18 protein-coding genes are annotated in these 25907 nt (G+C 40.4%); 16 read left to right on the top strand and 2 right to left on the bottom strand.

Translation table 11 applies throughout. The features are described 5' to 3' along the window. Positions 1-14: 14 nt before the first annotated feature. The 14 genes from FPZ44_RS03440 (at position 15) to FPZ44_RS03505 (ending at position 19986) form a co-directional block, all read left to right on the top strand. On the top strand, positions 15-386 hold the full coding sequence (locus FPZ44_RS03440; protein WP_144987416.1) for a hypothetical protein: 372 nt from the start codon (positions 15-17) through the stop codon (positions 384-386). 557 nt (positions 387-943) lie between these two features. Next, the gene (locus FPZ44_RS03445) at positions 944-2506 is read left to right on the top strand and encodes an NBR1-Ig-like domain-containing protein (RefSeq protein WP_222429786.1); all 1563 of its coding nucleotides are present in this window, start codon (positions 944-946) and stop codon (positions 2504-2506) included. A gap of 39 nt (positions 2507-2545) precedes the next feature. Beyond that, positions 2546-7768 (top strand): RHS repeat-associated core domain-containing protein, encoded by a 5223-nt coding sequence (locus tag FPZ44_RS03450; RefSeq protein WP_144987418.1) that lies wholly within the window; start codon positions 2546-2548, stop codon positions 7766-7768. Next, the gene (locus tag FPZ44_RS03455; protein ID WP_144987420.1) at positions 7765-8181 is read left to right on the top strand and encodes a hypothetical protein; all 417 of its coding nucleotides are present in this window, start codon (positions 7765-7767) and stop codon (positions 8179-8181) included. Before FPZ44_RS03450 ends, FPZ44_RS03455 begins: the two co-directional genes overlap by 4 nt. 243 nt (positions 8182-8424) lie before the next feature. Beyond that, a complete protein-coding gene (locus FPZ44_RS03460; protein ID WP_144987422.1) occupies positions 8425-8673 on the top strand; it encodes a hypothetical protein in 249 nt (82 codons plus the stop codon). Between the two features lie 240 nt (positions 8674-8913). Next, entirely contained in the window at positions 8914-10608 is a 1695-nt protein-coding gene (locus FPZ44_RS03465) for a hypothetical protein (RefSeq protein WP_144987424.1), read from the top strand. 217 nt (positions 10609-10825) lie between these two features. After that, the gene (locus FPZ44_RS03470; RefSeq protein ID WP_144987426.1) at positions 10826-12418 is read left to right on the top strand and encodes an RHS repeat domain-containing protein; all 1593 of its coding nucleotides are present in this window, start codon (positions 10826-10828) and stop codon (positions 12416-12418) included. Between the two features lie 71 nt (positions 12419-12489). Next, the gene (locus FPZ44_RS03475; RefSeq protein ID WP_144987428.1) at positions 12490-14058 is read left to right on the top strand and encodes a hypothetical protein; all 1569 of its coding nucleotides are present in this window, start codon (positions 12490-12492) and stop codon (positions 14056-14058) included. 58 nt (positions 14059-14116) lie between these two features. Further along, positions 14117-15319: an RHS repeat domain-containing protein gene (locus FPZ44_RS03480; RefSeq protein WP_144987430.1), complete on the top strand. Its 1203-nt coding sequence runs from the start codon at positions 14117-14119 to the stop codon at positions 15317-15319. A gap of 71 nt (positions 15320-15390) precedes the next feature. Beyond that, positions 15391-16635 (top strand): LamG domain-containing protein, encoded by a 1245-nt coding sequence (locus FPZ44_RS03485; protein WP_186785901.1) that lies wholly within the window; start codon positions 15391-15393, stop codon positions 16633-16635. A 154-nt stretch (positions 16636-16789) separates the two neighbouring features. Then, complete coding sequence (locus FPZ44_RS03490) at positions 16790-17122, top strand: hypothetical protein (RefSeq protein WP_144987434.1); 333 nt, start codon at positions 16790-16792, stop codon at positions 17120-17122. A gap of 170 nt (positions 17123-17292) precedes the next feature. Next, positions 17293-18690, top strand: coding sequence for an acyl-CoA thioesterase/bile acid-CoA:amino acid N-acyltransferase family protein (locus tag FPZ44_RS03495; protein WP_186785902.1), 1398 nt, complete (start codon positions 17293-17295; stop codon positions 18688-18690). 326 nt (positions 18691-19016) lie between these two features. After that, positions 19017-19481 (top strand): tRNA (uridine(34)/cytosine(34)/5-carboxymethylaminomethyluridine(34)-2'-O)-methyltransferase TrmL, encoded by a 465-nt coding sequence (gene trmL, locus FPZ44_RS03500; protein ID WP_144987437.1) that lies wholly within the window; start codon positions 19017-19019, stop codon positions 19479-19481. A 256-nt stretch (positions 19482-19737) separates the two neighbouring features. After that, the gene (locus FPZ44_RS03505; RefSeq protein ID WP_028594356.1) at positions 19738-19986 is read left to right on the top strand and encodes an AbrB/MazE/SpoVT family DNA-binding domain-containing protein; all 249 of its coding nucleotides are present in this window, start codon (positions 19738-19740) and stop codon (positions 19984-19986) included. Between the two features lie 362 nt (positions 19987-20348). Here FPZ44_RS03505 and FPZ44_RS03510 read toward each other — a convergent pair whose 3' ends face one another. Both FPZ44_RS03510 and FPZ44_RS03515 read right to left on the bottom strand, forming a co-directional pair. Beyond that, a complete protein-coding gene (locus tag FPZ44_RS03510; RefSeq protein WP_144987439.1) occupies positions 20349-21410 on the bottom strand; it encodes a phosphodiester glycosidase family protein in 1062 nt (353 codons plus the stop codon). A gap of 13 nt (positions 21411-21423) precedes the next feature. Further along, positions 21424-21834, bottom strand: coding sequence for a hypothetical protein (locus FPZ44_RS03515; protein WP_144987441.1), 411 nt, complete (start codon positions 21832-21834; stop codon positions 21424-21426). 345 nt (positions 21835-22179) lie between these two features. On the opposite strand from FPZ44_RS03515, the gene FPZ44_RS03520 reads away from it, so the two are divergent. Together FPZ44_RS03520 and FPZ44_RS03525 are read left to right on the top strand one after the other, a co-directional pair. Continuing rightward, positions 22180-24534, top strand: a complete 2355-nt coding sequence (locus FPZ44_RS03520) for a sensor histidine kinase (protein WP_144987443.1) — start codon at positions 22180-22182, stop codon at positions 24532-24534. Between the two features lie 154 nt (positions 24535-24688). Then, the gene (locus FPZ44_RS03525) at positions 24689-25903 is read left to right on the top strand and encodes an aminotransferase-like domain-containing protein (RefSeq protein WP_144987445.1); all 1215 of its coding nucleotides are present in this window, start codon (positions 24689-24691) and stop codon (positions 25901-25903) included. The last annotated feature ends 4 nt before the right edge of the window (positions 25904-25907 follow it).

Raw genomic sequence — 25907 nt, forward strand, 5'->3', positions numbered from 1 at the left:
GGAGAAAGAGTATCATGCAAATTGTATTTGAGGAAATAGAGTTACATGTAACTCCATTGGAAGAAGTAAAAATAAATACAACTGAAATTTCAATTGAGTTTGATGATTCAGACGAAGTGAGGTGGAGAGCTACAATCTGTCCTTATCAAGGATTTAGGGTTACTACGATAGATTGTATTGAAACAGAGTTATTTATGATAAATGGTAAAAGACCATTTCATATACTTGAAGTTAAAGAATCGGAATGGCTAAATAAATTGAAATTAACACTAGCTGAGAAAGATGCAACTGCGGATTTTCTGGAAAAGGCTCACCATTATGTGTTCCCTTTCCAAGACATAATAATTGAAGTTGTATGTTGGGAACCAACGATAGAGAAAGTATGACCTATAGGATACCTAGATAGGCTACATGCCTACGAGGCTTCTTAATTTAGAAATGTGGTTGATGAATGAACTAATTAATCAATGCGGAACCAAATAACCTTTGAAATATAAGTGTGAAGATTTTGTTATTTCGTTTTGTTTTCACAGCAGTAGTAAGAAATACTAGAAGATTATTGAGTGTATGAAGATTAAACAAATCACTTGATAGGTAATGTAATTCAATAAGAGTAAGCCTCAAGACCTCAGAAGCTCACTTCTGGGGTCTTTGTGCATCTTAAAGCACAGACGCAATATTAAATATATCTAATAACTTAACTCGAACAGTCTGCTTGTTAAAAATACCAATAATATCAAGGACAAATAGTGGAAGAAAAAGTACCATAATATATGACCAAATATTCAATATAATTGAATATTTCTAATTATTAAGAGTGCGCTGTGCAAAAATATCAATCAATCTTGGAATGTACAAAAAGGGGGATATCTATAGATAAACATAACGATCCACGCTGTAAGAAATACATACATATTTACTATTTTTGAAATGAGGAACGCACGTGAAATGGACATCAAGAATTTGCAGTACCGTATTCATTTTGTTTGTATTACTGAATTCATTTAGCAATACTGCTCAAGCTACTATCTCTTCTAACATACTAACGAATGGCTTTGAACCGCATGATAACGACAGCATGATACAGGTGGAATCGAGTCATTGGGTCGAAGGATATTACTCTGGTATACAGCCGGAAGGTTCGACGGTACCGACGCCTGATTGGTATGTCTCTGCGAAGAATGGAAGCTATTTTTACCGCATTGCAGGTACAGACACGAGCAGCACAGAGAATAGCAACATCTATTTTAAGCCATATGACAATTTGAATTTGAAAGTTGTAAAAGGTATGTATCTTGGGTATTGGGTCTATCACTATTCGTTTGAAAACAGTAAAAACATAGCGGTAGATTTGATCTTTGACGATGGTACATCTTTGAGAGATTCGGGAGCAAAAGACCAGCATGGTAACAGTGTGCATCCAGCATATCGTAATATGCCACTAAATCAATGGCATTGGGTGGAAGTTAATTTAGATGCGTTTCAAGGCAAGACCATCAAAAAAGTACTCATCGCGTATGACGATAGAGACCATTCAATGAAAGGACAATTTAGGGGTTACATAGATGATTTGTACATTGGACCTAAACAGAAGCTGGATGCCGAGATTGTTTCCTATGATTTCCCTAAGACGATGTATGTAGGGGAAGAATATGAAGCTAAAGTCACAGTAAGAAATGTGGGGTCGACAAGTTGGTCGGAACAGAAGCAAGTAAGGTTAGGAGCTGTAGATGATCAAGATCCATTTGCAGTAGGACGCCATCCCATATCAGATGGCCAAGAAGTAGGCTATGCCTCTGAACGTACCTTTGTATTTCGATTGAAAGCTCCTGATATTCCAGGAACGTATACAACCGACTGGAGAATGGTCCAAGACGGGGTAACTTGGTTCGGAGAGTCTTTGAAACAAGTGATTCTAGTGAAAAAGAAAGAGATTATCAAACGTGAATCGCAATACTCTTATTTCTATAATGCAAATAACCTTCTAACACATTTCGTAACACCGAAAGTAAAGAGAGAGTATAGGTACGATCAATCTGGAAATGTGGTATCGGTATCTACGAGTAGGAACTTAGTTGCCAATCATGGATTTGAGTACGATGATTTATGGCATTTCTCACCACATATGAAACTCGTTACTTCTACACCATTTGAAGGGAAGAGAAGTATCAAATTCGAATCGAATACAGATGTCCATGGAACAGCGACAGAGAGTTACATCATCCCTGTAATTCCTTCTCAAAAGTATGTGTTAAAGGGACATCTTTTTAATCAATTGCAGCAAGGAAATCTCTATGTAGATGTGCTGGAGAAAGATATTCACAACGAAGTCGTTGTTGACGGTGGAGGAATCGAGGCACTTGAAAAAGGGAAATGGGTCACAGGTTCCCATACGTTTGTCACAAATAAGAACACGTTATTTATCAATGTGCGTGTCGTTGTCGATGGCAATGCGAAAGGCGTTGGTTATGCAGATAACCTCCAATTGGAGAGAGTCGATAAGTAAGATGGAAGTGTCAAAATAAACAATAGGGGATCTAAGCAGATGAAAAAAATGAGAGCGCTATCAAGTTTACTTGCTTTAGTCTTGTTTTTAGAATTATCCGCACCTTTATTTTTGCAAGTTGCAGAAGCAGTGGTAGCGCCTAAGCCAATTTCCACTCAGACGGCTGACAATAGGGCATTGCTGACGATTGACTACATCGCGAAGAAATACAACGTATCTCCTTCTGATATTCTTTTGCGATTGAATGAAGGATACTCTTTGAAGCATCTTCATGATGCTTTAGCGAAAAATCCTGAGATCACATCGTTGGAAGCTACGCTTGAGGAGATGTATCCGGGTGTAGGGAAGAAATATGAACCTCCTGCGGTGACGGATGCGACATACGGATTGCAGATGCCAGGTTTCAACTTGCTCTTTCCTAATCTAGGAGATGTAACGGGGGCTACTTATGGAAATGTTACAGAATCTGTCTATGGGTCAAGGAAGAAACGAAGTATTTACGATATACCTAGAATTAATCATGATAAGTTGAGTCTTGTAAATCAGCATAAGAAGCTAGACCAAGCACCATACTCTGTTCAAACAGGTAACGAAACCATTTCGAGTGTAGATGGTTCCTTGAGTTTGTCCTCAACGGATCTCTCTTTACCAGGAAGAAATGGACTGTCTTTCTCGCTCCGCAGAGTTTACGACAGCAATGATGCTGAATTCTATAAGAAAACCGTACAGCCTGAACTTTATGCTTCAGCTCTTATTACTCCGTGTGTCAAAGGGACGACTTACAAGAAATTAGGTGGAGGACAAAGAGTATGGTGGGCTGAGAATAAAAATGATGATTATGGTTATTTTACTTATCCAGGTGTAGATGGTCGGTATAGTTATCAATTTGAACAAAGAAAAGTAGAATACTTTTATGGAAAAGAAAAGGAGGCAATGAGGCCGTTAGCTGAAGTTGAATTTCCAGCAAGTGAAATCAACAAATCAATTCAGATATCGATGCATTATGACATAGACTTTGAAAAAATCAAATGTGATGATGGTGAGAATTATAAGATTGTACGGAATTCAGGCTATTTGTATCCTGGTAAATACCCTGATAATAAAATAGAGAGAGATAGTAAAGATTCGATTTTGGGTAGAGGCTGGTCATGGGATATCCCGTATATGAAGTTTGAACATGAAGAGGCTTTTATTCGTATGCCAGCAGGAGGCGTCTACCAGGTAGATAAAGATCTCAATCTTAAGAGTTATCCTTGGAAAGATGCTGTGTTAACGAAAGACAGCAGCCGAAAGGTAGGGTACGATACTTCAGCATACGCATTGAAAATGAAGCAAGGTACAACGTATTACTTTGATGCAAGAGGTGACCTGATACGAGTAGAAGATAACTACTCAAACTTTATAGATTTTCAACATTTAGGTTACGGATTAGGAAAAGTGACAGATTCCTTAGGGAATTACATTCAATTCAGCTATGACTGGCAAAATAGTATTATAACAGCTACGACTAATGCGAATGAATCGGTTAAGTATGCATATAAAAAGTTTGATGGAACAGACATACCGTATTTAGAGTCTGTTACGGATACGATGGGCCGAACGACTCACTATGGATACGATCCTGCCCAATCGAAATTTTCGATGACCTCGGATCCAATTAATCAACGAAATGACTATGCCTTATTAAAAGCAATCCATCATCCAACAGGAGCACGTACCGAATACCGTTATGACAAAGTGCTCCGAAATTTTGGACTTGATTCAAAACAAGAACAGTACAGGGTAGTGGAACGAAAAGATGTTGCGCAGTATGTGAATGGCGCAGTAGTCGAGAGTAATCAGACAAGTATCCAATATGAATCGGATCCATATGCTTCTGCCTCGAATGGTAGACATAAAACGATATTTAAGAGCGGAGATGCCACGAGCATATCTACTTATGACAAAGTACGCTCGGGTGATGATCCTGTATTCCGAAATGTAGAGACGGTGCAACAAGCAGGGCATGTGCAGCATGTGACGAATCAATCATACACGTCAAATGTTTTAAATCCTTATCCTGCCCAAATTACTTCAAAGAAAATAAGTAATGGGGTTGAGAGCCCATCTCTCATCGTTAATCGTCAGTATAATGAAAATGGTAATGTAACGAGTGAGACGAATAACTTAGGAGCTAGCTCATCAACTACCTACGATGCAAAATGGGGACTAGCAGAAACGATTACGTCCAAATTGGACGCAAATCAGCAGAGCTTTACCCGATTAGTTCGTAATGATAAAGGTTCTGTAATTGAATCTAAAACGTACACCAACTCAGAAGGCGGACAGCTTTTTGGTCATATCAATTATGAGTATGATGGATTTGGTAATGTTACGAAAGTAACGGCTCATAACGATAAAGGAAAACCCACCGTATTTAGATACCACTATGGTGCTGAATATCAACATGGATACCTTACGCAGCAAGAAGTGGATGTTACAAATGCAGATGGACAAGTGTCTACCATTGTAGAAAAAGCGAAGTACGACCCAGTAACAGGACGCTTGCTTTCTTACACAGATGGTAAACAGCAAACGACATCGTATGGATATGATCCATTGGGACGAACAACATCAGTCACAATGCCGAACCAAAGCCAGATAAGCTACGTATATAATGATGCTCAAAACCATTTGCAAATGAAGAATACGCTCGGAGAAGTGGCCGAAGCATGGTTCGATCCATTGGGTCGTAAGACTAGAGAAACTCAAGGCTTAGGCGAAGTGAAATACGGTTATGATGAACGTACAAGTCAGCTGCAATGGACAGAAGATGCGTATAGTAATCGTACAACGTATTCATATGACGGATTTGGGCGCCCGCTTCAAACTACTTATGCAAATGGTACCTCAGATCGAGTTGAGTACGATGATGTGAAGCTGACAGTAACTGCTATCGATGCAGAGCAAAATCGCGCGAAAACGACTAGTGATGTGTTAGGCAGAACGATTTTGGTGGAGTCGTACCAGAACAAGCAGAACTACGTCCCAGTTCAGCGTACAGAGTATAATCTTGCGGGTGCGGTCACTTCTGCAATAGATGCAAATGGCAATCGCACGGCATATCAGTATGACGCTGGAGGCCAATTGACTGCGGTTACAGATGCTCAGAAACAGACGACAAGTTATCTCTATGATCGCTTAGGTAATCTTGTTGAGACAACATACGCAAACAACCAGAAGATGAAGAAAGAATATGATGAACTTGGTCGTGTTTCTAAAAAAATAAATGGGACAAATCAAGTTCAGAAGTATTACTATGATGCAAATAGCAACCTAGAGAAATACATTGATCGCAGTGGTACAGTTACAGAAAATCGCTATGATGCAATGAACCGACTTTTACACAATACGCTTGGAAATGAAACGGTTCAATACAGCTACGATACTGAAGGTAGACCGCTCACGATGACGGATCATCGAGGAACGACGAGCTATGAATATCAGGCGCGTTCTGGTTTCTTGACGAGCATTCAATATCCAGATGGTGTGAAGCTGACAAACAACTATGATCTGAACAAGAAGACGGGGTATGAGTTCGCAGCAACAGGTGTTAATGTCAAGGTAGATGGAGCTTACAACAACGTTAACCAGTTAAAGCAGTTGAACATTCTGAGTGGCGGTAATCAGCCAGCGAAGACAATTACATATGATCACTTGGCAAATGGGCAACTCGCGAAGCAAACGTACGGTACCGCATTTGTAACGGATTATCAATATGTAGATAAAAGGTTGAAGCAGCTTAGGTATGCAAAAGATGGAGCTGCGCAGAACACCTTCCAATATGGGTATGACTTGGTTGGAAACATCACGCAGCGTAATGAAAATAACTACATCACCAACTTCATGTACACGCCGTTGAATCAGATTCAGACATCCAGTGAGTTCGACGAAATGTATTCGTACGATGCAAGGTATAATAGGCAGACGTTAGATAGTAATAGAGCGCCATCGATAAAGGCAGCACAGTACGAATATGATAAGAAGAATCGCCTAACGAAGGCAACAGGAGATCATAATCCGGTAACGTATTCTTACACTGGAGAAGGATTGCTATATGAGCGTGTTGAGAATAACGTCCGAAACCGTTACTATTACGATGCAAATAAGCTATTGTTAGCAGAAGCAGTTGTTGGTACAGATGGCAAGGCAAAGATTAAGTATGTATATCTATATGATTTAAATGGTAAGCTTATCGGTCGCCAAGATGCGGCAACAAGTCAGTTACAATACTATCAGCTAAATGGACATGGTGATGTTGTAGCTGTTGTCGATGAAACGGGTAAGAAGTTGAATGAATATCGTTATGACATCTGGGGATTGCCATTAGAAGAGAAAGAGACGGTGCCAAATATCCTCAAATACGCAGGCGAATATTGGGATAAGACGACAGGACTTCAATATCTTCGTGCAAGATGGTACGACCCAAGCATGGGACGGTTTATTAGTGAGGATACGTATGAAGGGGAACTAGGGAATCCATTAAGTTTGAACTTGTATACGTATGTGGAGAACAATCCGTTAAAGTATACTGATCCAAGTGGACGGTCTAAATCATCGGATAACAAACATTTGGCAGGATTAGTACAAGGGTTCACTAATAAATGGAAGAATGCTCAGAGGGCTATTAATACTATTCGGAAGAGTGTTAATTCTTGTTATACACCAACAATGTGTAAGCAGGCACAAAGTTTTTTGGGGAATATTGATAAGTACAAGAAAATACAACTAGAAGCCGAAAAGGGTGCTGATGGAGTTAGGGTAGCATATTATAATTTACACAACAGAACGTTACCGAAAGATGTTGTTTTTAGGAAAAATGAAGTTAGTGCCCCTAATATTACAACTAGAATGGCTTCACTGATGAATGATTTTAAATCTGATTATGCAGGTTATTCTGCAAACCCTGCAACTAAGCTACTAACTTTTATTAGTTTAGTTAAAACGGGTGGTAGGGTAGATGTGAAAAATTCTGACTTTAAGGATAATAAATTTTATGTATATGATGGAGAATTATATAGAAACGATGATTTGGGGAACATTTTTTTCGGATATGCTGGAGGAGTATTTGATTATGGTGGTGAATTTCTGAAATTTGGTGCAGGCATGTATCAAATAAAGTCTGGAACGTCTGATTTTTCTTATTTTTCTTCTTATTTCGATGATCCAAGAGATACCGCTATGATTCATATAGGGGTGAAGATATATTATAGCAGGCATTGAAAGGAGATGTAGTTGACAAAGTGAGGATAAAAAACTTAATTAACCCCGTAATTCATGTAGTGCTTACATTTATCATTGGTTTCAGTTTAATTAATTTTGATTGGTTCTTTTCAATAGGTTTCATTATCATTTCTAGTTGCTTAATGATTGGAATTAATGCTGTGAGCTATATATATTCATTCAAATCGGGTAGTTGGCGAGAGTATTTTCTTAGTTTAGTGATATTTGTTGCTTTGGTTGTATTTCTTGTGGCGATTAAAATAGCAATAGGGGATCCTAGTAAAGAAATCGATGATGAAAATGGAGAAGGATTAATTTTATTCATTGTTTTAATATTATCAATTCCAACAATAGTAATTGGGAATTTAATTGGCTTATTTTTAAAAAAGTATAACAAAAGGCAGAGCAGTTAATTAGTTCCTCAGTATTTATCCGTATTAATGCAAACTGGATTGGTTTGTATTTAAGAGAGGAGACTCCATCAGTGAGCACTTATTTAGATAAAGAAGTAATCGCTGGAGCAGGACTATTCGATCTTTCATTAAAAAGTACTCAAAAAAATCGATTTCAGCTATGAAATTGTAGAGAATTCTGGGGTCGTTATCGAGGGTGAATTTATTGATTTGTTCTTTGATGGAGAGTCACGAGAATTAGTCATGATGACACTTCGTGATTGTTACGCAGGCAAAGTAAACGGAGAAATAAGTATCGGAACTCCTCTTGCTCAACTAGAAGAGTTGTATGGAGAGGATTTACATTATGAGCCAATGGATGATGAGTACTATGTTAAAGATGCGGAGTTAAGCTTTAAATTGAAGTACCCAGATTCTACGGTTGAACATATTATTCTAAGGAATAGTGTACAAGCAAAATTATTTGTAGACTGGGCTCGTGAAGAATTATAAAGATGGTTAGAAGAATCCGTGTATTTGATCAACAATTCATCAGCATCTTCTATAATTAAAACCTAAAGTTATTATGAACCTACTTGTGAGCTCGCCTCCAAGTGGGTTCTTTTCATTTAACTAAGATATTAAAACTAGAAATATACATAATTAGCAAGGACAGAAGGCGGCCTTCAAAGTAATCTTAAAGAATACGAATCACTTCATTACTTATTACGTACGAAAGGAAAATGAAAATTTATGAAGTCACCACTCAAGAAATCGTTCTTATTTTTCTTATGTTTATCTATCTTCGCCTTATACGGAATCCCACAGGCTATAGCCGCCGCATCAGAGTATATATATGATAACAATGGTAAGTTACAATCTACAAAGACTCCAGAATTCCAATACGATTATCACTATGATCAAAATGGAAATATAGTTCGAATCACCAAGTCAACAGATGTTAACCTTTTACGTAATCATAGTTTTGAAACATACAATGCCTCAAATGGTGTAGCTGATAATTGGGGTAGTTATATTGATAACACAGCAACAGGAACATTTGCGCTTGATGGAGAGATCTCTTCACATGGAACTAAGTCTCAAAAGATGCATGCGACTAACCTTCCTAAAGGTACTCAAATGCTTATCTATCAAGATGTGAAATCGCAAGCAGGAATAGAATATAATGTGAGCGGACGTTATCGCATAGATGCATTATCCCATGCAAAAGTTGACTTGTTTGTGGATTTTCTAGATAGTTCGAAAAATTTTATTGATGCCAAAATGGTGGTATCCTATAACCATGTTACACCGGGTTTTATTACTTTATCTACGCATGGAGTAACTCCGGAGAAAACGGCATTTATTCGAGTACATGCCGTAATTCGTGCAGGTAACGAAGCTGTTGGGAATGGTCTCGTGTATGTGGATTCCATGAGTGTAAAACATACTTATGATCCTAACGTAGTAAGTAATCCAAGCTTTGAAGAACAGACAGAAGGCAGCAACCTAGCTGCAGGTTGGGGCAGTCATATTGATCCTGAGGTAGTAGGAACATTTGGTCTTGATCCACTAGGTTCTAATGGCGATAAATCGCAATTTATACGTGCTGAACATCTGCCTGTAGGCACTCAAATGTTAATTTACCAGGACATTCACGCTGAAGCAGGCAAAGCGTATACGGTTAGTGGAAGATATCAGATTGAAAAATTAAAGAATGCGCGAGTTGATTTATTTGTCGATTTTTTAGATAGCTCAAATAACTTTATTAACGCTAAAAAGGTTGAATCATATAGTAACAATACCAAAGGATATATTACTTTAACCAACAGTGGCATTACGCCGCCAAATACGGCATTTATAAGATTGTATGCGGTTATTCGTTCTACGGCTAGTACGCCTGGGGCAGGGGTAGTACATGTGGATTCCATGAGTCTTCACTATAATAACGAGCTTAATATGATCAGTAACCCAAGCTTTGAGGGGAGGGTCCAATTCAATGGACTAGCCGCAGACTGGGGGAGCCATATCGATCAAGAAGCATCTGGAAGCTTATCTGTTGTTAAACAGACGACATCACACGGAACCTATGCTCAAAAGATTACTGCTTCTAAACTACCGAAAGGTACTCAGATGTTAATTTATCAAGATATACATGCTGAGGGTGGACAAGCGTATCAAATAAATGGACAATTTCATATTGAGTCACTTCAACATGCAAGAATAGACTTGTATGTTGATTACTTCGATAGCTCTAATGCTTTTATTAACACGAATACGTTCAAATCTTATTCCGAAGCTACAAAACAATTTATTACACTGTCAGCCCAGACAACAACACCTCAAAACACGGCATATGTTCGTGTATATGCAGTAATCAGAGCCACGGGCGACAGGCCTGGTTCTGGGGTAGTCTATGTCGATTCTATGGAAATGAAGAAAAGATAGAAAGACAATAGAGGAGCAAATACCTAGAGACGCAGCCATTCGATAACCACTTGTGAGTTTACTCCAAGTGGTTTTTTTCATTTCAAAAAGGAAGTCAAATTAGAAATATACATAATTATCAAGGACAGAAGGCAGACTGCAAAGTAATCTTAAAATATATTCATATATTTATATACTCAGGGAGAAGAATGAGATTAACTCAGGGGGATAGTACAAAATGGTTCAGCGTATAAGAAAAATAGCAATGATAGCATTCATCATGTCGTTTGTATGGACATCGCTTTCTTTTCATGGAGCTGCGGATGCAACTGCTTCTAAAGCAAGGATGAATTCAATTGCTGTAAGTAATGCCCAATATGAGGTGGAAGCATTAGAAGGTGGAAGTTTTTCCACAACAATCTATAAGGCTGGAGAGGGTCTTGTAACAAATGATCCTTCAAAAGTAATAGCAGGAGACCATTCTGCACATGTGGAGTCAGCTCCGACGCAGCAATGGAAAGATCTCATGTATAGCGATGCGGCGAAAATGAAATTCGAGAAGCATACGACCTATTCGGTAACTTTCTCTTATAAGTCGGTCACAGCTCCAGTTAAGGAACAGGACGGATATTTTTATTTTACCGCCCGAGGAGTCGGTTCTGATTATACGAGCGACAAAGGATGGACGGAGTGGAATGATCAGACGGGTAAGACAGGCAAGAAAACCATCGTGTTCAAGACAGGGGATAAGGAAAATTATTTTCTGATCTGGGGAATTCACAATGGCGGAGCGTTATCTATCGATGACGTGAAAATAGAAAAGATAAGTGAATCCTTCGAACAAGGGGATTTCACCAGGACAACGTTTCAAGCTGCATCAGGTGCAATCACGAGCGATCCTGCAAAAGTAGTGACGGGAAAATACGCCGCTTATGTGGAGTCAACTCCGACGCAGCAATGGAAAGATCTCATGTATAGCGACGCAGCGAAAATGAAATTTGAGAAGCATACCACGTATGCAGTCACTTTCTCTTACAAGTCAGTCAAGTCCCCGGTGAAGGATCAGAACGGATATTTTTACTTCACCGCCCGAGGAGTCGGTTCTGATTATACGAGCGACAAAGGATGGACGGAGTGGAATGATCAGACGGGTAAGACAGGCAAGAAAACGATCGTGTTCAAGACAGGGGATAAGGACAATTATTTTCTAATCTGGGGAATTCACAATGGCGGAGCGTTATCTATCGATGATGTGAAAATAGAAAAGGTAAGTGAGTCTTTCGAACAAGGAAGCTTTACGAATACAAAACTCCAGGCAGCTTCAGGCACGGTAACAAGTGATCCTACAAAAGTAGTGGAAGGGAAGTATTCCGTTTACGTGGAGTCAGATCCTACACAGCAATGGAAAGATCTTATGTATAGCGATGCGTCAAAAGTAAAATTTGAGAAGCATACAACCTATTCGGTAACCTTTTCTTATAAGTCGGTCACAGCTCCGGTGAAAGATCAGAATGGATATTTTTACTTCACCGCCCGAGGAGTAGGCTCCGATCATACGAGTGATAAGGGATGGACAGAGTGGAATGAGGCTCCAGGAAGTACGGGTAAGAAGACAATCGTATTCAAAACAGGGGATCAAGACAATTATTTTCTCATCTGGGCTATCCATAATGGGGGAGCGATAACTCTAGATGATGTCACCATTAAAGAAATGGATTATCAATATGATGATGCCGGAAGACTTATTAAGCACACGAATCCTAGTGGCTCCAAGATTACATATCACTATGATTCAAATGGAAATCTAGTTCGCACGTTAGTTCATAATTAAACAGAATGTAGTGCAGGGTTCAATTTGTCTACAGAGAATTTCAATTTCATTAGTATAAACGGAGGATAGTTATGCAAGGAAAACGTTATTTTCTTAACACTGTCGTGTTTGCTTGTATGTTGTTAGTAGGACAGCTCAGTTTTCAGCATACTGCACAGGCCGATTATTTGGGTAGTAGTGTGTCACCTTCCGAAGGGTTTGAGTCAGGGGGCTTTACAGATACGAACTTCCAAGCGGTTTCTGGAAGTATAACGGAAGACTCTCTAAAGGTCGTGAATGGAAAATACTCAGCATACTTAGAATCCAAGTCGACGGACAAATGGAAGGAGATGGCCTATACTGACCCTAAAAATATCCGCCTTGAAAGAAACACCGCCTATGCAGTTACATTTTCATATAAGGCTGTTGAACAGCCTGATGCGAGCAAGGATGGACGGTATTATTTCTTGGTCCGTAGTACAGATAATGATGTAAGTGCTGATAGAGGCTGGACGACTTGGCATGCTGAGACAGGCACAGTAGATACGAAGACGGTATATTTTACGACGGGAAATAAAGAGAACTATTATTTACTCTGGGGTATCCATGGCGGTGGAGCGCTATCTTTGGATGATATTACGATTAAGAAGATTAGTGAGTCTTTTGAAAAAGGTAGCTTTACAGATACGGCATTTCGACCCGTGTTGGGTAGTATAACAAGTGATCCGGTCAAAGTCATTAGTGGAAAATATTCAGCCAATCTTGTTTCTGCTCCCTCCCAGCAGTGGAGTGAATTTGCATATTCCGATCCTAAAAGTGTGAAGTTTGAGCCTTATACTACATATTCGGTTACGTTCTCTTATAAAGCTAACAAAGCCACATCAGTAGATGATCAGTATTATTATTTTTTGGCACGAAGTGCAGACGATGATGTGAAAGCGGATATTGGCTGGACAACATGGAAGGCCAAGAAGAATGGGGACAAAGGAACCAAGACAGTTACATTTACTACGGGCTCGAAAGACAATTACTATCTCATCTGGGGTATTCATAACGGTGGAGAGATTTCACTCGATGATATACATATGAAGAAACGAAGTGAATCGTTTGAAAGAGGTACATATAGTGACACCGACTATGAAGCTTGGGCGGGCACGATAACAAATGATGCTGACAAAGTGATTAGTGGAACCTATTCGGCGTATTTAGCATCCCCAGATTCGTTAAAATGGAATGAGTTCTCCTATAGCAACCCAAAGCGTGTCAAGTTCGAGAAAAACACCAGGTATCAAGTGTCATTCTCTTATAAAGCGATTGAAGCGCCGGTTACTGAAAAAGAAGGCTTTTATTACTTTTTAGTTCGTAGTGCCGATAACGATAGGAGTGCAGATTTAGGCTTTTCTAGTTGGACAGCCGAGACAGGCAAAGGTGGTAAGAAGACGATTACCTTCACGACAGGTGATAAGGATAATTATTATTTGATCTGGGGCATTCATAACGGAGGCGCGATGTCTCTGGATGATGTCAAAATAGATAGAGCTCATTATACCTATGATAAGGCGGGACGTCTCTTACATCATTATATTTCCGAGTTTCAATCGATTTACTATAATTACGACCAAAATGGAAATCTAGTAGACCAGAAAGGAGTCTACAACTAATTCATTTATATATTCCTATTAAAAAGGGAAATCACAATTTAGAAGGGGAATAAAAAATATGCGTAAGTTGGTAATTATGTTGCTATTAGTAAGTACATTGATCCTATCTATAATCCCCACTTTACAGGTACATGCAGTTGGAAGTACCACTCCATCTCCTCATATGGAGGCGATTAACGGTGGATTTGAGAAGGACGTAAATCTGAATAATCTGCCGGATTTCTGGGAGATGAATTGGAGAAATGGCACTAGTACCAAACCATTTGCTACAATGGCTCCCTATGAACCGGTAAGTGGGAAGTATCATTTGCGTCTATATAATGGAATGGGAGACGCGACGGCAGCTCAATATGCGTTGTCCAATGTTATAGCAGTTAAAGGTGGAAATGCTTACGAACTCAAAGCCAAATTACGCTATACACTGCCAAGCGGAATGGCCCAAATCTCTATCATTCAAGTGGACAGCAAAGGAAATAACGTTGGTGAACTTCAATATACGTACAGCAAAGGTGCTTGGCAATGGGTAGATACGAATAATCGATTTGTTGTACAGCCAGAAACCGTTGGGATTAGAATTCGGTTTGGAGTTGGTTGGGCGGAAGAAGGAGCTTATCTCGATGTGGATCAAGTGGAATTGAAGTCTTTGAACGAATATGGAACTTTCGAAGAAGATAGCAATCAGAACCATTTGGCGGACTTCTGGGAGTTGAATTGGCGAAACGGTATTAGTGAGAATCCATTTTCGAAATTAGCCCCCTATGAACCTGTTGCGGGAAAATATCACTTGCGACTATATAGCGGTGAAAAAGAAGCTTCGTCCTATCAGTATACAGTGTCAGAATCCATACCCGTTATCAGCGGGGCGGCTTATAAGCTAAATGCACATTTACGCTATGCAGCAGCGAACGGTAAAGTACAGATGAGTGTCATTCAACGCAACGGAAAAAGAGAGATAGTAGACGAAGTACATTACGTCTATCAGAATGATCAGTGGAGATGGAGAGAAAAGTTGGAGTATTTCGTCGTTCATCCTAAGGCTACTACGGTAGATATTCGCTTCGGAGTTGGTGGTCAAGAGCGTGCTTATTTGGATGTGGATAATGTAACTCTCTCGTTCTTAAATGCCACAGGCAATGTGAAAGTTAAAACATATACATACAATGAAAATGGGCAATTGAAGACGATTAGGTATCCGAACGGTAAAGTCGTGACGTACAAATACGATGCCAATGGCAATCTACTTGGAAAGAGTAGTCTTTAGCTTGCTTAGGCCCTTTTTATGCGATAAAATATATAGTTACACAATAAAAGAACATCTAAGGGGAAATGAACATGAAAAAGAAATTTGTCACCAAAGCACTTATGGTAGTAGTACTGCTAAGTATGTTATTTACTAGCAGCGCATTTGCAAACAATTCTGTTCATTACGAGTATGATGCTAACGGTAACTTAATTAGAAAAAAGCAAATCAAATTAACCGATCTCAGCAATGCACCTGCTGAAAAAATGACTTTTGCTGGAGATAAGAAGGTAAGTATAGTGGCGAATAGTCTGAATCAAGCAGAGAATGGTCGTACAACCGTGCAATTTTGGATGAACTGGTCGGGGCAGAGCCAGCAAATGCCGTTCTCTTGGGGCTCAGGTTATGATTTATACATAACAAGTGACGTTCTAGGCTTTAACACTTTTAATGGCGAAGTCTATGGATTTAATGCAGTGAATATTAAAAATAAATGGGTCCATGTTACCGCAATATTTAATAATGGGGATATTACGAAGAGCGAATTGTATATTAATGGAGAGCGCCAAACGCTAAAGCTATATGGTACTAATTCATTTACAAAACATGTATCTGCTAATGCGACAATTGGTGGCTGGTGGGAAAATAATGATTACAATTTCAAAGGACAACTTGCAGATCTTAAAATATGGAACCGAGCATTAACCCCAGCTGAGATTACAAGTAGTGTAATGAAGCAAGAGCCTGTTGCTGCGAATGATTTAATCGGAAGATGGCAGTTGGGCGAAGCTCCAGATAGCGCATTGAAGCTAAAAGGGAAACAAAGAATAGAACTAAGTGATATTCCGGTCAACAAACAACCAGGAGCAAAAACAACGGTTCAATTTTGGATGAAGTGGGATGGAAGTAACGCTGAAATGCCATTTAATTGGGGAAGTGGGGTTTTGGAAGAGGCATATACATTGTATTTGGCTGAGAATCGTTTCGGTTTTAATACAGGTGTCGCAGATATGTATGGTATATCATCATTAAATTTAATGAATCGTTGGACCCATGTTACAGCTGTATTTAATAACGGAAATGTGTATGATAGTGAGTTATATATTAATGGTGTAAAGCAGACATTGATTAAATCGGGGAACGAGGCAAAGAGTCGGAATGTAGTTAGCAAGGCGTTTGTATCTGGTTGGGGTCGTGACGATTTCTATAAATTTAATGGACAAATAGCTGACCTTAAAATATGGAATCGCGCACTTTCTGCGGAAGAGGCAAAGAGTGAAATGTACAAAGCCGTAACGAACCATAACAATGGCTTAGTGTACAGCATGTTTGAATAATTCATTAATCCATGTACCAACTTTTCCTGAGAAAATTTTCATTTCACTGCAACAAAATGGGTTTTTGGATCGTCTCTTTATAAGGAGCATCTTTTCTAACTAAATGGTGTTCTTTGTATGTAATAGAGTAACGATTCATAAGCGGGGTGGAAAAGTGAAGAAGGGTATTATAGGTATGGCTCTTTTTTGCATAATCACTACTTTATTCGTCGGTTGCAGTGGAGAATCTCAAAGCCATGCTTCCATTCTGATCTACAACAATCAGGAATACATAGGAGACAACTTGGTAGCTAAAGCGCAATATCCTAATGTGAACCAGGTAGGATCGGTATCGAAGATGGTAAGAAGTAATCAGCTACCGAAGGGAGAGTTCTCGTCAAATGAACTTTCCAAAGGTACGAAAATATATCAGGTGGATGAATATACGCTGCTGGCGAACTGGGATAATGAGCAATATAAGCTATTTGAACGTAAAAAATCATCTTAGCTTTTAGCTAAACTAGATTCTTAGTTACAGAGGAAATGGAAAAGCCCTTAAAGATGTACTCCTTTAAGGGCTTTTTTTGCGTCCATCTAGAGTACTGGCCGGTTCAAGCCACAATCGAGTTTCCTCTGTAAAGGATGAACAATAAAGATGAATGGGGAGGGTTTCAAAGTATGATGAGTCGAAACGTATCAATCGAGGTAAATCGAGCAAGCTGTATGGTGGATGAGCCGATAAGTTTCTGTATTACTGGTCTTCATCCGCAAGGGCTGTATGAGATCGTGGTTGAGATGCTGGATGATCTAGGACGCACGTGGTGCTCTAATGCAGAGTTTGAAACTAATAACAAAGGGGAACTTGATACGGCAGTTCATTCTGCGCGCAGCGGGAGCTACAGCGGCATTATGGCAAATGGTTTGTTCTGGTCTATGCAGTTGAAGGAGCAGGCTGGGGAACTATCATGGGGGCATGCCCACTCTATACCTTTTTATATGAAGATGAGCTTGAATCCTAACTGCTACAGCGTAAAAGTACACGAATTCATCTGTGCACAAGGGGATGACCGCAATATTGCAAAAGACGATTCCTATAAAGCGAAAACAGTTGTAGCTGAACATTCATTCGAAATGAATTTTATAGCTGACCATGTTCAGGTGATCGATGTTACTGATGGATTTATTGGACAATATTATATGCCAGCCACGAAAACAACTACCAGCAAGGATTACAACAAGTTGCCTGCAGTCATCATCGTAGGCGGGTCAGGTGGCGGGTTTGGTTGGTCTGCTCAAATTGCTTCTGTACTTGCTTCGAGAGGCATTGCAACGATGGCGGTTGCTTATTTTGATTATCAAGGTAGTTATGGTTTGCCTCAAGAATTAGTAGACATTCCGCTAGAATCTTTTGAATGTTGCATCGATTGGTTACAGCAAAGAGCTGAAGTTGACAGTGAACGAATAGGGGTTGTCGGCATTTCAAAGGGGGCTGAACTCTCATTGCTGCTCGGAAGCACATACCACGAGTCGATAAGCTCTGTTGTAGCTATTGCACCTGCCCATATTGTTATGCAAGGGATCTCCATGACGAATCATATCCCCCAATCCTCCTGGTCCTATCAGGGGGAGCCGCTCGCATTCCTTCCCTATCCGGATGATTATACAGCTACCGCATCTTTTGATAAATCCAGTTTGCGAGATATTATTACACGTGCTTTGCAAAATACAGAAGCGGTTGAACAATCTCGGATTCCAGTTGAGCGAATGAGCGCGAATGTGCTGCTTATTTCCGGTGATCAAGATGAAATGGGGCCAACCTCAGATATGAGTTCGTCTATCCAAAACACCCTATCCGATCATTCATATCCATATGAAGTGAAACATTTACGCTATCCTGATGCAGGACACTCCTTCTTCCTTCCTAACTTGCCTGCAGTTGTATTCCATCCTAATGTAAGCCCTGCTGCGGTTGCTGCAGCTGAACAGCATGCATGGAAAGCAATCCTATCTTTTTTACAAAGGGCTGCTAACAGCCATCTGAGCAAATCCTATCCCGTATCTAATATTGTAAAGTAACGAATCTATAGTCTTCGCGAATACATTGGCGCATATATAACAATAGATATAGATCGTTATGAATTGCACCACTCACTCGAATCATGTAATGACATTTTCAGTAGCTAAGAACCAGAGGGAACAACAGATTTGTATACTTTGTAGTGTCATGTTGAACGAACAAAATATCCGAGTCTCCCTCCTTGATAGTCCGTTCATCCCACGATGAACTATGTTTATACAGCAGTCTGGAGATCCAAAATTATAAGCCGCAGAAGACATTTATCGATTCATTTTGTGCATTGGTGTATAATAAGGGCATGAATGAATGTGAGGTGAAATAACAGATGGCTCTGAATATCGTACTCGTCGAACCTGAAATTCCTGCAAATACAGGCAATATTGCTCGTACATGCGCAGCGACAGGGACCCATCTGCATTTGGTTAGACCGCTTGGGTTTAATACGGATGATCGCACGTTGAAGCGTGCAGGCTTGGATTACTGGAGTGCCGTACAAGTTCATTATTATGATTCGTTTGCGGAATTGCAGGACAAACACGCGGGAGCGCGTTTTTTTTATGCCACAACGAAGACGAAGAACAATTTCAGTGATTTTCAATTCCGAGATGGGGATTTCTTCGTATTCGGTAAGGAAACGAAGGGGTTGCCTGAATCTTTAATTGCTGCAAACGCGGAAACATGTATGAGAATGCCGATGACAGATAAAGTTCGTTCCTTGAATTTATCCAATACGGCAGCAATCGTAGTATATGAAGCATTAAGACAGCTAGGTTATCCAGGATTGGATTAACGAATGTAACTAACAATTAGGAACAATAGAAATTGAGGGTAGGCAGTGAAATGTCTGAGAAAGAACGCCTATAATTATGAGTATTGAGACCTAATATCGTGATTTTATGCGACATTTAGTCACTTTGTTACAAAAAATAAAGCAAACCTAAAAAAATTGACAAATTTCAGCAGGATTTTCAGATCAGGCATCGAATAAGTAGGGGCAGAGTTCAAAAAGGGTAAGTCATGAGAGATAGCAAAGAGAGGTGGATCTGATGAAACCTGCCGGTGTAGTCCGAAAAGTCGATCAATTGGGGCGCATTGTACTTCCGAAGTCACTACGTAAACGTTATCAGATGAATGAAGGGGATCCTGTCGAAATTCTAGTTCAAGGGGATCATATCATTTTGGAGCGTTACCGTCCAAAATGTGTATTCTGCGGTAATATGGATGGCGTAGCAGAATTTAAAGAACGTTATATCTGTTCAACATGCATGACCGAAATGACGCATTTGGTAAGGTAAATAGGGGGCAAGGAAGAGGCATTGCAAGGTCAATGCCTCTTTTTTGTTATCGAAAAACTATATGAAGTTGGCGTAAATACGCAAAGACGCCGGCACTTGGCCGACGTCTCGCACTGCTCTTATTGGTCAATGATGTTACAGACCAGCGGTCTTATCTTCGTTGTATCCAGAGGTGAACATAGCCAATAAGAACAAAACGAATACGAGCATAATAATCCAGAATGTCATATGAAGCACCTCCTACAAACTACCATTATTATAACCAATACATACCAAAAAGAAAATGAAAACATGAATGGATAGAGATAGGAAGTCTCTTCTACGAAATTGGATTACATCTACGAGTCATCTTATGCTAGAGACTATTTGAAAAACAAGAAATGTGTCGGTAATTGGCGTAGGTGTCCATCCGATGGACTATTGACAACTCGTCCTTTAAAAATTAAAGAAGATGAACCGCCGCCATCGAGCGTATAAGCATCTTGCACACCGAGATTTTGCATTTTCTTCTGCATCTCTGATAGCAATGCTCCGGAGTTTCCGTTCTCATCATAGCCATCTACAACCATAATGAGAAGTTGATCATCTTTATAGTTTCCGATAACGGTTCGTGGAGCGCGAGAGCTTGCCCACTTCTCAGGAATCTTTAATGAGACGCCATTATGCAGAAGCTGAGGAACGAAGCTGGCACCGAAATGTGGATCCAACTTGTCCAATTGATATTGGCTGTAGAATTTACCGCCAATGAGCTTAGACTCTTTATCAAAGCCGACAAAGGTAAGATCCTTAAAGCTTGGATGGAACCCACCTATATACTTGCCATTCATAACGGTAGTGCCTAGTGGATATCTTCCACCACCGCCATCTGCGTATCCGCCTGCATTGACACCTGCAACAGCGCCATAACGCTGTACAGCTTGCATTGTCGTTTCAGTGCCGCCGAACTTGTCATTGCCAAGCGTCATCTTCATTGCATCAGATGATTTCAGCTTTACTTTCATCGCGTAGCCATTATAGGATGTTGATCCTATGCGATATAATTCTGCTGTTAGTTTATCACTATTGACTTGGTCCATAGGTGTGCCAAGCTTGGCTGTAATGCGACGATTGTAAATTTGTTCAGGACGCTTAGACTGCGCAGAAGCGGCGTTAACAATGGAATTCATTGCGTTCGTTGTCTTTTGATACAGCTTGGAAACACGACCTACTGTCTCCATTGTATATTCTGCGGTGTGCTGGGCTTTCGTTAACCCTTGCGTAATCTGTTTCTGACTCTCATTCCAATCTTGCGTGAACGAAGCATTATCTGGCAGCGTCAGTTGAATGGATACTTGTAAGGAAGAGATGAGGATGAATATCATCATCCCGATGAACGGAGCGACAACCATCATAAACATGCGGTTTATTTGTTTAACTTGTGTCATCGGCTGTCCTCAATCATTTTAAAAGATCCATTTTCTTCTGCAGTGCTGCCAACTGCTTTTTCACTTCATTCAACTGAGAGTAAAGCTTATTGCTGTTATCTGTTTTGTTAGACGCATTGTCCTTCGTAAACTCAAGCAATTCATTAAATGACTGTACTTTGCTTTGCATCTGGTCGAGCTTGTCATTCATTTGCTTCAACTGCTTCTCGTAATTGCGCTGCATGTTGGTAATCTGCGCATTTGTTTGTGCCTGCACCTGTTCAATCATGGATTGCTTCATGTGCTGACTGTAATAATAAGTTGCGGTTATCCCGACCGCAATCATGACGAACCAGAACAATAAGAACCATGCGGGGCTTACTCTGTTCGCCTTCGTTCGGGATCTGCGGGAAGGCTCCCGTTCATTCTCGAAAGAAGGTTGCATATCCAATCACCTCAAAGCTACTTTTATCCAAGTTGACCCAAATCTTTCAATACATCCTATTATTCTATCACGACCGTCAAGCGCAAGCAAAAAAGGCCAACTTTCTTCTCACCATTAGATAGAGTTGATAGATTTAGCTTCTTGAATCCTATCAACTTCTTGATTGGCGATAAAAACTACCTTATATATGCACGAAGTCGCTCACCTTCAAAAGAACAGATAGGACTTTTTTTCATTGCGCATATGTGCATGCTTCTATACAATCAAAGTATGTTAGTTTTTAGAGAATGGCGTCGAATTGTGCGCTTATCGTAATTAGTATTTGTTATAGGATTGAGGGAAAAGATGAATCTTACTTTTATACGCAAGTGTGGGCTGATAGCTCTCGGTCTCGTATATATTTGGCTCATAATTGTCACATTTTCACACCCTTTTATTGGTGTGTATGCCAAATTGGACGATGATGATTGGCGTGTATCCTACGCGCTTAATGGAGGAGTCGGTGCAGACTTTCATATACAGAAGGGCGACCGACTAATAGAGGTAAATGGACAACCTGCGACAACCCATTTTTATTTGCAGAAGTGGGGAAAGCTTGAACAGGCGGAGAATGTTCTACTAGAAAGAGACGGACATTATCATTTTGTATATCTTACTAGTGGGGAACCTCATCATCTATATGATGTGTTACCTGTTGTATCAACGATATTTTTACTCTTTATCGCGCAGTTCCTTTATCGGAGGCGAGGTGCATCGACGGCGATTGTACAGCTAAGCTTACTTTTTTTATCGATTAGTTTGGTGTACATCTCTTATGGTGCATCGATACGTGGAGATATCGTAGGTAGATGGCTTATGTATAGCGGCATTATGATTTTGCCGATTCTATTCTTGCAATTTATTTGCTCTTTTATACAAGAGAAGTCTAGCATCAAGCTGCCAATGCAACATATTAAATGGTTGTACGGTTCGCTTATTATTTGCCTCGTTGTCAAATGGATGTATTTATTGACGCAATGGTCATATGCTTCTACCCAGTTTGATGACATGATTACTTATTTGTTTTTTGCCTTTGTAATAGGGGTCACATTAATATACATAACGAGATTATATTTAAGATTCAGGCATGAGCGCTCGTATTTCAGTTCGGTCGTATTCATCGTGTTTGTGATTGTGAGCATCGCGGCGATACCGGTCATAGGTCTGTCCTTCATTCCGCATTTGATGGGACTGCCGCCACTTGTGCCTCCGCTCGTTGCTGGCTGGATTGCTATTATGATGCTCCTCGTATTTGCATTGTTGACGATGCACTACCAATTAAATGATATTGGTGTCATTCTTAGACGATTGTTTGTCCATGTGTTAATTGCCATGGTGCCGAGCGCGCTCATTCTAGGTTGGTATGGTGTCGTATTTGTTCAGGAGGGTCCTTTTAGTTATCAGTTCTTTACTTATTTGTTTATGGTATTTGTTATTACTGCGATTACACATACGCTTGACTATTACGTAAACAAACTAGAAGCGGTTCTAATTCCTCGCAAGCACAAGCTGCATCACGCATTAATCGTTATTGCAGAGCGGCTTGGTCAGCACCAGCATCAAGATGAATGGTATACGAGAATACTTCCGCTCATTGTGAAAGCCCTTGATGCTGATGGAGTTGCGCTTGTACGTAAAGACCATTTGGGTACGATTGAAATGTCCATTGAAGGTGATGTCGATCAGGAAAAAGTAGAGCGTCAGTTGAAAGCTTCTCATTTCCGTCATCATCATTACTTTTGGTACGAAATCAATTTGCGGGCTGATTCGATCTACTATGTTGTCATTGTGCGCAAGTCTACAAAGGCGAAGCTTAACCACGAAGAAGATAAGTGGATGCAGCAAGTGATTACTTATTTATCACTTAGCTTAAATCATATTTATCATGTTCAAACGCTTCGTACGCAATTGTCGGGCTATACAGACAGGAACTCCGAGTTAAGACAATCGATAGAGCGCCATGTGATGGGCGATCTTTTTGATATGGATGAACAGGAACGGAGTAGATTCTCTGCGGAAATTCAGAAGCGTGTCATGCGTTTGCTTCATGATGTTACGGTAGCATTGGAAGAAAGCCTCCATAGTGCAGATACGGAATTGAGCAAAGAAATGCACAAAATCGTCTTAGTTGAAGTGAAGGAAAGCATTTTCGAGGTAAACAGTCAGTTGCAGCATTTATGTCAAACATTAAAGCCTACCTTGTTGAAAACAGCTGGATTCGCTAATGCTCTTCGTCAATGGATCGAAAGGGAGTTCACAGATCGAACGAAAGTGATTCTCCATGTAGATGAACCTTCACTTGTACTGGACGTTCAGACGGAAGATTGGGTCACGGGTGTATTCCGTATCTCTCAGCTGCTGCTGTACAATGGCAAGGTAAACGGGTATGCAACAGAGCTTCAACTTCAGATTAACGTCCATGATGGTCATGCTCATATTGTTTATAGGGACAATGGGATAGGGTTCCATTACGACATGAATGAAGTAGTCATTGAGGAATATACGTTCAAGCAATTGCGAAACAGAGTAACCATGTTAGATGGAAAATTTGTTTCCACGCAATATCCTGATCAGATCGGCTCCTTTATTCAAGTCAACGTGCCGCTAAGCTCAGAGAAGCAATCTGAATATGCGATGAGTGGGAATGCGTCAGCGAAATAGAACAAATAGCCCCGCTTTTATACGTGAGTTTTAGAAGACAGAACGAAGAGAAGACATTCCTCGTTCTGTTTTTTTTACGTATTGCACATAAAAAAATTGCCAATTGAAAAGGTGAAGTGTATTCTTTTTAGAAAGATGAAAGGAGAGCTGGCAGATGGAATATACGTTTTCGAATCGTATTCAATCCGTACAAAGTTCGGTTGTTCGTGACATTTTGCAGCTTACTCAAGGTAAATCCATCATTTCCTTTGCAGGGGGACTCCCTGCGGAGGAATGGTTCCCTATGGAAGCGATACGCAAGGTCAGCAACATCGTACTTAAGCAAAGTCCTAAAGCGTTACAGTATGGGGTCACCGAGGGTATTATGGAACTGCGTGAACAGCTGGCAAAACGTATGGAACTTCACAAAAAAATTACTGTTGAGCCTTCTATGGTGATGCTAACTTCCGGCTCACAGCAAACGATTGATTTAATGGCCAAAGCATTCATTGATCCAGGCGATGTCGTGTTAGTAGAGAACCCTACATACTTGGCTTGCTTACAAGTAATGAAGCTGTACGGTGCTCAAGTTGTTGGGGTGCAAAGTGATGCAGAAGGCATGATTCCAGAAGATCTTGCTCACAAGCTGGACAAATATCGTCCGAAGATGGTGTATGTGGTTCCGACATTCAGCAACCCGACGGGACGTGTATGGAGTTTGGCTCGCCGTCAAGCTTTGTTGGAGCAGTGTCGTCGAACAGGAACTGTTATTTTTGAGGATGATCCTTATGGGGAGCTAGGCTTTACCAATCAGCAGCTGCCAACGCTCGCTGCCCTGGAAGGTGATGCGCCAGATCGACTTGTTGTATATACGAGTACGTTTAGCAAGCTTGTTGCCCCTGGTCTGCGCACAGGCTGGGTTGCTGCGGATCGACGCATTATTCAAATGCTTGCACGAGGCAAACAATCGGCGGATTTGCATTCCAGTGTATTGGATCAGCTCCTATTAAGCGAATTGCTCCGTTCCGATTCATTTTCATTAGATGACCATGTTCATAAAGTGTCTCTCATTTATAAGGAACGAATGGAGACGATGTTAACAAGCTTGCAGCAGAATGAAGCGTGGAAAGGTTCGCAGTGGAACAAGCCGCAGGGCGGAATGTTTTTATGGCTGGAACTGCCCGAAGGATTGGATGCTGAACATTTGCTTCGTGTTGCTGTACAGAAAGGCGTCGCTTTCGTACCAGGCTTCCCATTCTATGTTGAAGATTGTAAGCGCAATACGATGCGGCTCAACTTCTCTTTTGCTTCCCCTGACGTCATCCGTACAGGCATGGAGCGCCTTGGGGAAGCAATTGGCGAATTTACGGGTCGTTATGCAGATGTGTAACAGA

Origin of the sequence: Paenibacillus agilis (assembly GCF_007786455.1) — a bacterium.
Taxonomy (GTDB): Bacteria; Bacillota; Bacilli; order Paenibacillales; family Paenibacillaceae; genus Paenibacillus_B; species Paenibacillus_B agilis.

What these genes read in the sequence shown, in the direction of transcription:
- FPZ44_RS03440 (WP_144987416.1), top strand. Translation starts at nt 15, where the DNA reads ATGCAAATTGTATTTGAGGAAATAGAGTTACATGTAACTCCATTGGAA.
- FPZ44_RS03450 (WP_144987418.1), top strand. Translation starts at nt 2,546, where the DNA reads ATGAAAAAAATGAGAGCGCTATCAAGTTTACTTGCTTTAGTCTTGTTT.
- FPZ44_RS03460 (WP_144987422.1), top strand. Translation starts at nt 8,425, where the DNA reads ATGATGACACTTCGTGATTGTTACGCAGGCAAAGTAAACGGAGAAATA.
- FPZ44_RS03465 (WP_144987424.1), top strand. Translation starts at nt 8,914, where the DNA reads ATGAAGTCACCACTCAAGAAATCGTTCTTATTTTTCTTATGTTTATCT.
- FPZ44_RS03470 (WP_144987426.1), top strand. Translation starts at nt 10,826, where the DNA reads ATGGTTCAGCGTATAAGAAAAATAGCAATGATAGCATTCATCATGTCG.
- FPZ44_RS03475 (WP_144987428.1), top strand. Translation starts at nt 12,490, where the DNA reads ATGCAAGGAAAACGTTATTTTCTTAACACTGTCGTGTTTGCTTGTATG.
- FPZ44_RS03480 (WP_144987430.1), top strand. Translation starts at nt 14,117, where the DNA reads ATGCGTAAGTTGGTAATTATGTTGCTATTAGTAAGTACATTGATCCTA.
- FPZ44_RS03485 (WP_186785901.1), top strand. Translation starts at nt 15,391, where the DNA reads ATGAAAAAGAAATTTGTCACCAAAGCACTTATGGTAGTAGTACTGCTA.
- FPZ44_RS03495 (WP_186785902.1), top strand. Translation starts at nt 17,293, where the DNA reads ATGATGAGTCGAAACGTATCAATCGAGGTAAATCGAGCAAGCTGTATG.
- trmL (WP_144987437.1), top strand. Translation starts at nt 19,017, where the DNA reads ATGGCTCTGAATATCGTACTCGTCGAACCTGAAATTCCTGCAAATACA.
- FPZ44_RS03505 (WP_028594356.1), top strand. Translation starts at nt 19,738, where the DNA reads ATGAAACCTGCCGGTGTAGTCCGAAAAGTCGATCAATTGGGGCGCATT.
- FPZ44_RS03510 (WP_144987439.1), bottom strand. Translation starts at nt 21,410, where the DNA reads ATGACACAAGTTAAACAAATAAACCGCATGTTTATGATGGTTGTCGCT.
- FPZ44_RS03515 (WP_144987441.1), bottom strand. Translation starts at nt 21,834, where the DNA reads ATGCAACCTTCTTTCGAGAATGAACGGGAGCCTTCCCGCAGATCCCGA.
- FPZ44_RS03520 (WP_144987443.1), top strand. Translation starts at nt 22,180, where the DNA reads ATGAATCTTACTTTTATACGCAAGTGTGGGCTGATAGCTCTCGGTCTC.
- FPZ44_RS03525 (WP_144987445.1), top strand. Translation starts at nt 24,689, where the DNA reads ATGGAATATACGTTTTCGAATCGTATTCAATCCGTACAAAGTTCGGTT.